Here is a 12,819-nt window from a genome sequence, read left to right on the forward strand (position 1 = left end):
AATTAACCGCAACATCAGAATATTTCGTAGATATGATTGAAGTCGCAGAGAAAATTGCGTAATTTTAATCGATTTATAAATAAATTGATGTAACTTTGTAAATATGAAACTTTCCTTTTCTATAATTATAGAAAAGGAAAGTTTTTATTGTTCTGATGATGGAGACCTGTTTAATTATGTATGATCGGTTTATAGAGCATGTTGCAAGAATAGCCCCTAATAAAGTGGCAATGCTTTCGTTTGATGGTTCGGTTACTTTTGCTAAGATGGATGCAGACATTAACCGGTTGGCAAGAGAGTTATTAAATACATTAACGCCTCTTCCTAAGATTGTAGCAGTCTCTTATCAACAAATGCATCCTCATTGGATGTTGTTGATGGCATTAAGTCGCCTTGGTATTGCAACAGCTTCTGTTGCTGATGATAGTTTAATTGCTGCTAAGGAGGTATCTGTTTTAAAACCAGACCTCATCATTAGTGATGCGTTATTTGATATAGAAACCCAAGCTCAAGTGAGGGTGCTTGATTTAGAATGGTATTCTAAAGTTGTAGAGGGGCCTGAGGTAGAACCAGTCAGATTGACTCTGGATCCAGATCGTGTCGTTAGGATTGCGATTTCTGCGGGGACCTCTGCGGATCGTCATCGTATTGATTTTACGGCAAGAATGTTAGAAGTTGCAATCTTACGAATGGCAGAGCAGGAGTATATTGCATGGGTTGGTACGGAAAAAGTGGAACGTTTTCCTGTTTTGTTACCAACATTAGGCTTTGGTAGTATTCATGGTTTTTTAAGTACGTTAAGTATTTGGTCTGTTTGTGGCATAGTTTTAATGGTGGATCGTGAGCAATATCCAGCAGCAATTACAATGCTAAAGCCTTCATTAATGGTGATATCACCATCACAACTTCAAGCAATTTTAGAGAATATGCCGGTTGATATTCCTCCTGTAAAAGATTTGCGTTTGGTGATTTCTGCGGGGCATTTTCCAAAAGAATTGCGTGAGGCTGTTAAGGAACGTTTAACAGAGCATATGCGTATTTTATATGTAACTAGTGAAAGTGGTATTATTGCTGGGGCTCATATTACACAAGTAACACATGATGATATGGCAGGATGGATAATGCCATGGGTTGATGTGCAAATTGTTGACGATCAAGATAATATTTTATCTTTTGGTGAAGTTGGCAATATTCGCATTAAAAGTGCTGATATTATTGATCATTTTTATGAAGATGAAGAAGCTACAAAAAGACAATTTAGAGATGGTTGGTTTTATCCTGGGGATCTAGGGATCTTGGATGAAAATGGTTGTTTAAGAATATTTGGTCGTGTTGATGAGTTATATAATTTTGGTGGTGATAAATTTTATGCCAACAAAATTGATCATATTCTTCGTGTTGTTCCTGGGGTTGAGGATATTGCATTATTTTCAATGCCTAATTCTAGTGGTGTTCCTGAACCATGGTTAGCAATCGTTCGAGGGGATGGATTTGATGTGGACAAAGTTAGTGCTGTGTTAGAGAAAAATTTCCATAATTTGCCAAATATTAGGGTGATGTGGGTTAATCAAATTCCTCGTGATTTGACAGATCGCGTTTTAAGATATCAGTTAAGTATGGCTGCAACGCAGCAATATGTGGCAACAAAAAAATAAAATATAAAAAGTTTAGTTCGTTATCGGTTGGGTTTAATAGTCATTTACATGGTATATAACTCAAAAAATAAGATTATATTGGAATATAGAGAGAACCATGCAGGTAGTTAATAATAAGAAATATTCTGGTGAAATAGCCATTGTAGGTATTGGGTGTAGGTTTCCAGGTGGTATCGTTGATCTGGATAGTTTTTGGGAAGCTGTTTGTGGAAAAAAAGAAACAGTTAGTCGTATCTTGCCAACACGTTGGAATTGGAGAGAGGTTTACGACAAAGATAATACAACAGTTGCCAAAAGTTTCTTTTTAAATGGAAGTTTTTTAACACAACCGATTGATGAGTTTGAACCTCTTTTCTTTGGTATGTCCCCTAAAGAGGCAGTACAGTGTGATCCTCAACAGCGTGTGTTATTAGAAGTTGCTTGGGAGGCAATGGAAGAGGGCGGTTTGGTTCCTGCTAAATATGCTGGGAAAAAAGTTGGTGTATTTGTTGGGATTTTTGCAACTGACTGGTTGATTATGCAATCCAGTCATTATGCAAGTGAAGGAAATGCTGAGACCAACTTCTTGGCAACGACAGCATCAACCACGATGATTTCAGCACGCTTATCATATTTCTTTGATTTCTGTGGGCCATCTTTGGCGTTAGATACAGCATGTTCCTCATCATTGACCGCTATTCATTTAGCTTGCCAAAGCTTAAGAAATGGCGACAGTGATATGGGTATGGCTGGTGGTATTAATATTATGTTGATCCCACAGTCAGGTGCCTTGGTTGCTAAGGCACGCTTTATGGCTGAAGACGGAAAAAGTAAAAGCTTTGATTCTGCTGCTGACGGCTATGGTCGTGGTGAAGGTTGTGGGATTGTCATTTTAAAACGTCTTGAAGATGCTATTGAAGATGGCGATAAAATTCATGCAGTTATTAGTGGTATTGGTATTAACCAAGACGGCCATAATGAAGGAATTACCGTCCCTAGTGCTATTGCTCAAGAAAAGCTTATTCGTGTTGTTGCAGAGCAAGCAAATGTTGATTTAAAAGATATTGCTTATGTAGAAGCTCACGGAACAGGAACGCCTGTTGGTGATCCATTAGAAGCACAAGCTATTTCTAATACAGTTGGAAAAAGTCGTGCCAAAGATGATCCTGTTATTATAGGGTCTGTTAAAGCAAATATTGGACATTTAGAAGCCGCTGCTGGTGTTGCAGGATTGATTAAGGCTTGCTTATGTCTTGAACATAAGGCTGTTCCTCCTCAGGCTAATTTGAAGGAACCCAATCCAAATATTCCTTTTGAAGAAATGAATTTGCGATTGGTGCAAGATGAAGTTGTTCCTTTAACAACAAAAGCTAAAGATCTTTATGCTGCTATTAACTCTTTTGGCTATGGTGGTTCAAATGCGAATGCAATTATTCGCGCACCTCGCAAAGAGGAAGTTAGTCAAGATATCAATTCAGAAATGGTAAATTTACCTTCTGATAGCTATATTTTATCATTATCTACGAAACAACAACCTTCTTTAAAGTTGATGGCAGAGCGTTATGCTGCTTTCTTAAAAGAAGAGAACAGTCCTTCTTTAGATGATATTTGTTATTCTGTTGGTAAACATCGTTCTTACTTCCAAAGACATTTGGTTGCATTTGGTAAAACAAAAGAGGAAATTGCTCAAAAACTAGAGGATTTTGTTCAAGATAAACCTAATCCTGATGTTATTGTTGGGCAACAACAAATTAAAACTCAGACACAACCTGCTTTTGTATTTTCTGGTATGGGACCTCAATGGTGGGGGATGGGACAATGGCTATTAAAGCATGGCCCTGCAGAATGTTTAGCAATCGCTAAAGAGGTTGACCAGTATTTTAAAGAGCTTTCTGGTTGGTCAATTCTTGCTGAAATGCAAAAAACAGAAGAAGAATCTCGTATTCATGAAACTGCAGTGGCTCAACCTGGAATATTTACTGTTCAGGTGTGTTTAGCTGAAGTGTTGAAGTTATATGGTATTCGTCCAGCTGCTATTGTTGGACATAGTGTCGGTGAAGCTGCAGCTGCATATGTTGCGGGCGCACTTAGTCTTAAAGATGCGACAACAGTAATTTACCATCGTAGTCGTCTGCAACAAACTTTTGCTGGCAAAGGTACGATGTTGGCTGTTGGGATGGCGCCTTCTGCTTCAGCGGAACTGATTAAAGATTATGAGGGGGATGTTGCGGTTGCTGCAATTAACAGCCCACGTTCATTTACATTATCTGGTAGTAAAGAAAACCTAGAAAAAATCGCGGCTGAATTAGAAAAACGTTCAGAATTTAACCGTTTCTTGAAGGTTGAATTGGCTTATCATAATCCAATTATGACTGATATTCGCGATGAATTTGAAGAGGCTGTTGAGAGTATTCAGCCCAAAACACCAACTATTCCACTTTATTCAACGGTTACAGGACATATTTGTGATGATACGTTCTTTCATGACCCGAATTACTGGTATCGTAACCTTCGTCAAACCGTATTATTTGCCGAAGCTATTTCAACAATGATTCATGATTCCTACTCTTTATTTTTAGAAGTAGGGCCTCATCCTGTTTTATCTGCGTCTATTAAAGAATGCGCAGCAACATTAAATATTTCTATTGGTACAGCTTATACGTTGCATCGTAATGAACCAGAAGAAAAATCATTAGCTAAAGTTCTATCAACATTATCTGCAGTTGGATTAGAGTTAGATTGGAATAAAATTGTTAATGGTAAGCGTATTAACCTTCCGTTCTATGCTTGGGCTAAAGAAGTTTATTTTGGTGAAAGTAAACATTCAAGACAACGCCGTTTAGCTGTTCGCTTAAATCCTGTATTAGGAGATGTGGATTGGTCTGCTTCTCGAGGATGGTTGTCCGAGCTTAATATTAATTTTATGCCATGGTTAGTGGATCATAAAATTGAAGGAATGATGGTGCTTCCTGGTGCTGCTTATGTAGAAGCGGCTATTGCAGCGCACGCACAACTTGCAATTAATGCGCCTAAAGAAATGCAAGAGCCAGCTATCATTGAACATTTGCAGCTTAAAAAAGCAATGGTTGTTGATCCTGATCGTAAGTTCTATCCATATATGACTTGGAGTGTTGATGAATTAACAAGTCGTCTATTGGCTTATGGTCGTACTGAAAACGATTCAACCAATTGGGATTTATATGCTTCTGTTTCTTTACGTCGTACCTCTCCATGGGGTGGGGATGATATTGAAGATCTGAGTGCATTAAAAGCCAAAATTACAGATCAGGTTGATACTGCTTTCTTCTATGAGCAACTGCGTGAGCATGGATTAGAATACGGACCTGCATTCCAGACTATCCATGAATTACATCGTGGAGATGGTGTTGCATTAGCACATCTTAAACTTGCAGAAAGTGAACAAGAAACTGTTGAAGAATATTATATTCATCCAACGCTGCTTGATGGTGCCTTCCAATTATTTGGTTTGTTAGGCGCTAAAGATAAAGCCCTAGCAGATACAACATTTGTGCCTGTTGGTATTGATCGTGTAATGTATTACGGCAGACATGAAGGTGAACTTTATGCTTATGCGTGTAATTTCAGAAAAGATGATGACCTCTTTATTGGTGATATTTTCCTTTATAACTTAAAAGGCGAACCAGTTCTTAAAGTTAAAGGCTTGACGGTTAAAGAGCTTGCTACTGAAAAACAAAAAGAAGCAAAACGTGCACGTTGGTTATATCGCTATGAATGGAAACAAGTAGAGGCTTTATCTTTACTTGGTGAAATTGCTCGTGTTGCTGTGATTACAGATAATGATGTGGTTGCTACGCCGTTGATTGCAGAGTTGGAATCTCAGGGGGTTTCTGTTTTCCAAGGTTGTTTGGGGGATAAATCAGGTCAAGAATCTGATAATGTTTACAATATACGTCCTGATCAAGCTGAGGATTATAAAGGCTTTTTCTCATTCATAGATTTGCATAAATGTCGAGCTGTCGTTTATTTACGCAGTAAGCTTGATAATACCGAAGATAAAATTGGATTATCTTTAGTTCAAGAAATGTTAGTTCTTTCAAAAGGGCTGCCTGCTCTTGAAGAAAAAGACGTTACTGAAAATCTTCGTTTTGTTATCTTGACGCATGGTGCAGAAAAAGTTCTTGAAGATGAAAATATCGTTAATCTGAATCAATCTTCATTACGTGGTTTTGTGCGTGTGTTCTCACTAGAGCGTCCAGAATTACAAATGAAAATGGTTGATATTGATGCAGATATGACCATCACGGAGCCTGGTGTAATAGCAGCTGAAATTTTATCTGATGATATGGAAGATGATGTTGCATTAAGAAAAGATACACGTTTTGTATCTCGTCTGGTTCCATTTAAAAGCCAAGAAGATGTTAAATTTATTCCTTTGACTGAAGCAGGGGATAACGTTGGATATCGTCTGATGCCTGGTCGTTCAGGAATGTTGGATCAAATCCATTATGATGCATTTGAACGCCAAAAACCACCTCCAGGACATATTGAACTTGAAATTATCACGTCATCTTTGAACTTCAAAGATGTGTTGAAAGTCATGGGCTTGTTGCCTCGTAGTGTGATGAAACATACATTCCATCAAGCTGGATTAGGTATGGAGGCTTCTGCGCGTATTGTTGCTGTTGGTGAAGGTGCCCATGAAGCTGGATATCAAGTTGGTGATCGCATGGTCGTGTCCATTCGTGATTGTTTAACTTCTCATGCAATTGTGCCAATTGAGAATTTATATGCCGTCCATCTTGATGCAGCTTCTATGATTAGAGAAGCAAAACGTTACAATCTTAGTGATGAAGAGGTGGATCGTATTCGTAATGAGCTGATTGAAGAAATTCCAAATGCTGAAGCATCAACAATGCCTACAGTTTTCTCAACTGCTTATTATACTCTAATTGATCTTGCTAATTTGAGAGAAGGACAAACAATTTTAATTCATGCAGCTTCGGGTGGTTTAGGATTAGCGGCCATTCAAATTGCAAAATTAAAAAAAGCTCGAATTTTTGCCACAGCAGGCAATGATGAAAAACGTCAATATTTGCGCGATATTGGATGTGAGCACGTTTGGAATTCTCGTAACCTAGAATTCGTTGATGGTGTTAAAGAAGTAACGAATGGTAGAGGGGTAGATGTTGTTCTGAATTCTTTATCAGGTGAATTGTTACATGAAAGCTTGGCACTAGTTGCGCCGTTTGGACGTTTCTTTGAAGTAGGTAAACGAGATATTGTTGAAGAAAAATGGCTGCCAATGCAGGCGTTTAACGACAATATCGCGTTTTTCTCTATGGATTTGGATCGTATGTTGGCTCAACGTCCAGATGAAATTATGCGAATGTTGATCGAAGTTACACGACAAGTAATGATGAGAAACATCGTAATGCCTCCATGTACGATATTCCCAGCATCAAAATGTATCGAAGCATTCAGACAGATGGCTTCTGCTCAACATATTGGTAAAATTGTTATTGATTTTACCGATACCAAAGATGTCATGGTTAAACCTGTTCCAAAAGACTTGCCAACAGTTTCTGCTGATGCGGTTTATGTGATTACGGGTGCATTTGGTGGTATGGGCTTACAACTGGTTCAATGGTTGGCAGCACTTGGTGCAAGACATTTGGTTGTTGTTGGGCGTTCTTTGAAAAAAGATGATGAGAATATCCAAAAAGCAATTAAGGTGTTAGAGCAAAACGATGTGCATTTATATCAAATGCAGGCAGATATCACGGATTACGATAGTATCAAATCTGTTATTGATAAAGTAACTCAATTGGATGTTCCTTTAAAAGGTATCTTCCATTGTGCAGCAGTGATTGATGATGGTGTTATTGAAAATCTGGATGATGAACGCTTGGCTCGCGTGATGTTGCCTAAAGCACAAGGGGCGTGGAATTTACATGAACTAACCAAAGATATTGATCTAGATCATTTTGTTTTATTCTCTTCTGCTACTAATCTTCTTGGAAATATTGGGCAAGCAGCTTATGTTTCTGCGAACTTCTTCTTGGATGCTTTAGCAAAATACCGTAAAGAAATTGGTCTTCCTGCTCTTGCGATTGAGTGGGGTGCGATTGACGGTGGGTCAATGTTCCAAAAAGATAGCCGTGCTGCTAAAAACTTTGAAGCTATTGGGGTAAGTCCTATTGCGATTAAAGAAGCTTTGGCAACGATTTCATTACTTTGGAAAGCAGATCAACCTTGTGTTGGTGTATTGGATATTGATTGGTCTAAGTGGTTTGGCGTTTTCCCAATCAGTCGTTCGGTTGGACGCTTCCAAGATTTGCTTACATTAGGAAATTCTTCATACGAGCAAACTGAAGCATTACGTCAATTGAATGCATTACCTTTAGAGGAACGTTTACCTTTTGTGGTGCAAAATTTAATTGATATTCTGACTAAAACTTTACAAATTCCGCCGGACAGTATTGATGGTAATACTCGTTTAACTGAACTTGGTATTGATTCATTGGTTGGTGTGGAATTACAGATTGCGATTAGTAACACATTAGGATGTGAAATTTCATTATTACAACTAATGAAAGAAGAAAATCTGCAAGATGTGGGTAAAGTATTATTAAGAAAGCTGAAGGTTCCATTTGAAAGTAATGAGTCGTTAGTTCTTGATTCTGATGCGCAAACACCTACATCTGAATCTGAAGAGATTACACCGATAATTGAAGATGCTTCAAAGAAAGAAGTGGAATAAGCATAAATAATGGCTCTTATTATTCCAGATGATACCGAGGAAGATTGGGCATGTAAGGCTTATGGCATTGTCGACTGGCACACATCTACGTTGGTCGACATGTTACAGCATCGTGCAAAACTTTCCCCATCAATGGTTTTGTATACTTTGTTGGATGGTGATTGTAACCCAGTTGACCATTTAACGAGTGTTCAATTAGATGATAATGCAGCAACAATTGCAGCGGGTTTACTTCATTTTGGCAAAAAGGGAGATCGTGTTCTTCTTTTATGTGATAATGATTTAAATTATATTTCTGCTTTTTTTGGATGTATTTATGCAGGAATGATTCCTGCCTCTGGTGTTCATATTGATGTGATGCGTAGTGATGAACGCTTTGAAATGGTAGCAAATGATGCGCAGCCTAGATTGATTATTGGGCCGCGCAAAATTCTTGCTGATTACAAGGCTGTTCATAAAGATCTTGATTGTAAACCTATATGGGTCTCTTTGGAGGTTTTATTAAATGCAAAAAATAAAATCGCTATTAAAGGGGATAACCAAGGGGTCGCATTTATTCAATACACCTCAGGGACAACTAAAAATACTCGTGGTATTGAATTAACACATCGTAATTTGATTTTTAATTTACGTCATCAGGCAAAAAGCTATGAGTATCTTGATGAGGACTATAGTGGGTTAAGTTGGTTGCCTTTAGCTCATGATATGGGATTGATTGGTTGTGTATTATTGGCTATTGGAACTGGGGGGCGATGTACATTATTGCCTCCTAAATATTTTATCGAAAAGCCAGTTCGTTGGTTAAAGGCATTAACAAAATATAAAGTCAGTATGTCTGGTGGCCCAACTTTTGCATATAATTTATGCACAAGAGAAGTTACCGAAGAAGAAATGCAAGAACTAGACTTGTCTCATTGGGAGCTTGCTCTTAATGGTGCAGACACGGCCCAGGCAGATATCATGCAACGTTTTTGTAAAAAATTTGCTGATGTGGGTTTCAGAGCCCGTCATTTAGTGTTTGGATATGGTTTAGCTGAAGCAACGCTTACTGTGACTAGAACAAAAAGGCGCGTTTCTCCTAAATTTAGAAGTTTTTCTCGAAGTGCATTAATGGCTGGTTTTGCTTGGCCAAGCACGAACAAATTTGATCGTAGGGAGTTGATTTCTTGTGGAACGTCTTTAGAGGATCAAAAGGTTGCTATTGTTGATCCAGAATCTCGCAAGGCGGTCAGAAGTGGACGTGTTGGAGAGATTTGGATCAGTGGTCCTAGTATTGCTAAGGGATATTTTCAACGACCAGAATTAACAGAAGAAGTATTCCATGCAAAAATTGTAGGACAAGATGAAAATTATTTACGTACGGGTGATCTTGGATTTTTATTAGATAATAATTTATTTTTTTCTGGACGAATGAGCAATGTCATTGTTTTACGTGGAAAAACATATGATCCTGATGATGTTAGTGGTGCTTTAGAAGCTGCATGTTCAGATATCAGGCCCAATGCAACGGCGTTTTTTTTAGCTAATCCAGAAGATTTTGCGTCGATTACGGTTATCATAGAGTTGGTTAAAAAGCCTTTGAATTCTTATGAAGAAATTGCTGAAAAGGCTTATGAAGTTATTACAAAAACGTATGATATCTGGCCTAAAATGATTGTGCTTACACGTCCAGGCGGTGTTTTGAAGACTCCAAGTGGAAAAGCGCAAATTGCTAGAACTCGTAAAGCATTGCATGAAAATGCATTGCCTGTTATTCAAAAGTTTGAGTACGAAGTACCAGATCTTCCACCGCCATTATCTCGTGAAGAGGCATTAATTGAGGTTGAAAAATGGATTGCTGAGGAAACAAAAGATTGGGATGAAGATGTTAAAGAATTAACGCGTGAGAAATTGGTAAATAGAGAAGTGGATTCAGAACTGTTATTAAATTTAAGACGAGCTTTTGAACATCATTTCCATATTCAAATTGATCCATCCGAGTTTATGGTAGCATGTCAGGATTATAAGGATTTATGTAATTTACTGGCAGGCCAAATTAGTGTAAGTGCATAATCATAAAAATGCATGATATAAAAAGAAAAAAAGGGCATAGAGAATGAGTGAAGATTCCAAAGTTAAAGTTGAAGGTTTTGAGCGGATTAAATTAAAAACACGTGATGAGCAAGAAGTAGAACAAAATTCTAAAAATTCAGTAGCAGCACCAGTCATTCAAGAATTATCAGAAAGATTTGCTCCTAAAATTGGTGGAGAGATGACGCCAAATCAAGAAGTGCAAAGCTCTGTTGAAGGTAATCAAGCGCAACCAAGTAATGTGCAGCCTCCTACATCAGTGGAGGCTAATCTTGTGCAACCTCCTGCGATGCCTACACAAGAAGGCGAGCATGGTATTTTTTATGATTTTAACTTTGGAATGCGTGTGTGTGTTCCCAAACCTGTTGAAGGTGAGGGGTGGCGTATCCAATTATATGATTTAGATGCAGAAGTTGGATTGTTAGATCAACCTTGCTTTGATGTAGGGCATGCAGCAACAGCAAAGCATCATTTCTTAAACGGAAAAATAACAGTTTGTAAAATTCATAAAGATGGAAAAGTAGAAGAAGTTTTTTCTCGTAAATATGATGCTAAAGATAAAAATGTTTTGATTGTTTTCCCTAATGGTTCATTAGGGGATTCTTTGGGATGGATGCCTTATGCTGAGAAATTTAGAAAGAAACATCATTGTAATTTGACGGTTGCAATTGGTAAACCATTAATTGAATTGTTTGAAAAATCCTATCCAGAAATAAAATTTGTTGATTCTGTTGAGTATGCAAAACAAGAGAAAAAAGATAGTTTTTATGCTTCCTATTATATAGGATTATTCTTTAAAGATGAGGATAATCATTGGCAACCACAAGACTTCAGACAAGTTGGTTTGCATCGTACAGCAGGTTATATCTTGGGTGTTGATCCAACTGAAGAGCCTCCTAAATTAACTGTAGATGATGATACCCGTCCAATAGAAGAACCTTATGTTGTTATCGCAGCTCAAGCATCAACACAATGTAAATATTGGAATAATCCATATGGATGGCATAAAGTTATTGAATTTTTAAAGTCAGTTGGATACCGAGTTATTTGTATTGATAAGGAAATTACATTTGGGAGAGACCTTGTTTGGAATCATATTCCTAATGGTGCAGAAGATCAAACAGGACCTCGCTCTTTGACGGAACGGGCTCGTTGGTTAAAACATGCTGAATTTTTTGTAGGTCTGTCTTCTGGTCTGGCTTGGTTGGCTTGGGGTGCAGGAATACCCGTTGTGATTATTTCTGGTTTTACGCATCCATCGACTGAGTTTAATACTCCTTATCGTGTGTTTAGTACACATGTATGTAATAGTTGTTGGAATGATATTCGTTATCAGTTTGATCATACTAATTTTTTATATTGTCCAAAACATCAAAATACGCCTCGTCAGTTTGAGTGTACAAAAGGGATCTCGCATCAACATGTAATCAGTACGATTATGAAAATCCCTGGATGCCGTAAACAACCTGTAGTTTCAGTCTAATTATTATAAAAAGCCTTTGAGTTTAAAACTCAAAGGCTTTTTAATTACTTTTAATTACGCAGATTATGCCTTAGATAAACAAATCATATAATTTATTTTTACGTTATTAGTTATTTTCCAGCCATTTGGTCTCAAAGTTAATCCAGCTATGTCAACTATACGTAACCCCGCATGATGAGCCATCTTTCCAAGTTCAGCAGGTGTTATAAACTGTTTCCAGTTATGAGTACCAATTGGTAATTTACGAGTTAAATACTCTGCACCTAGTTTAGCAAACAAAAAAGAGGGAATATTGCGATTAATTGTAGAAAGAAAAGCAATTCCCTGATTTGTTAAAAGCCTAGAGATATTATGAACAAATTCTTGAGGATCATTCACATGCTCCAATAGTTCTAAGGCGTTAATAATTTGAAATTGTCTTGATTCATAGACCAATTCTTCAATTGTTCCTACTTGATAGGTTATTTCACCGCTATTAGGTGGAAGAGGCACGCTATTTAAATGATTTTTTCCAGCCTGGATAACGTCTTTTGCAGCATCAACACCAATGACATCATATCCTAAAGAGGCCAAGCCTTCACTAGCGATACCAACGCCACAACCAATATCTAAAATCGGGCATGTTTTATCTAATGGTTGATATGTTTTAAGAATATTTTGAATCCATTTGATACGAAGTGCATTCATTTCATGTAGGGGGCTCATTGGGCCTGTTCGATTCCACCATTCACTGGCTATGGCATTAAATCGATTAATTTCGTCATCTTTAACAGAATTCTTTTGATTGTGTGGGTCAGGTGGTGTAACGGTGGACATAATTAGGCCTTTCACAGGGTCACCAAGATGAATTAATCAAATTATAAACAAAAAAAGAAGTCAATAGTTTGATT

General features: G+C 37.6%; 5 protein-coding genes. 4 read left to right on the forward strand and 1 reads right to left on the reverse strand.

What is annotated here, in order from left to right:
- The first annotated feature begins 155 nt into the window (after positions 1-155).
- From COMX_RS09890 to COMX_RS09905, 4 genes are all read left to right on the forward strand, one after another.
- Complete coding sequence (locus COMX_RS09890) at positions 156-1,655, forward strand: AMP-binding protein (RefSeq protein ID WP_084051605.1); 1,500 nt, start codon at positions 156-158, stop codon at positions 1,653-1,655.
- Between the two features lie 97 nt (positions 1,656-1,752).
- On the forward strand, positions 1,753-8,376 hold the full coding sequence (locus tag COMX_RS09895) for a type I polyketide synthase (protein WP_051462110.1): 6,624 nt from the start codon (positions 1,753-1,755) through the stop codon (positions 8,374-8,376).
- Between the two features lie 9 nt (positions 8,377-8,385).
- Entirely contained in the window at positions 8,386-10,428 is a 2,043-nt protein-coding gene (locus COMX_RS09900) for a fatty acyl-AMP ligase (protein ID WP_034340857.1), read from the forward strand.
- Between the two features lie 43 nt (positions 10,429-10,471).
- Positions 10,472-11,929, forward strand: a complete 1,458-nt coding sequence (locus COMX_RS09905; protein ID WP_084051607.1) for an autotransporter strand-loop-strand O-heptosyltransferase — start codon at positions 10,472-10,474, stop codon at positions 11,927-11,929.
- Between the two features lie 63 nt (positions 11,930-11,992).
- On the opposite strand, the gene ubiG is transcribed toward COMX_RS09905, so the two are convergent.
- Entirely contained in the window at positions 11,993-12,745 is a 753-nt protein-coding gene (gene ubiG / locus COMX_RS09910) for a bifunctional 2-polyprenyl-6-hydroxyphenol methylase/3-demethylubiquinol 3-O-methyltransferase UbiG (protein ID WP_034340859.1), read from the reverse strand.
- Positions 12,746-12,819 lie beyond the last annotated feature (74 nt).

The sequence above is a fragment of the Commensalibacter papalotli (ex Servin-Garciduenas et al. 2014) genome (assembly GCF_000527695.1).
Taxonomy (GTDB): domain Bacteria; phylum Pseudomonadota; class Alphaproteobacteria; order Acetobacterales; family Acetobacteraceae; genus Commensalibacter; species Commensalibacter papalotli.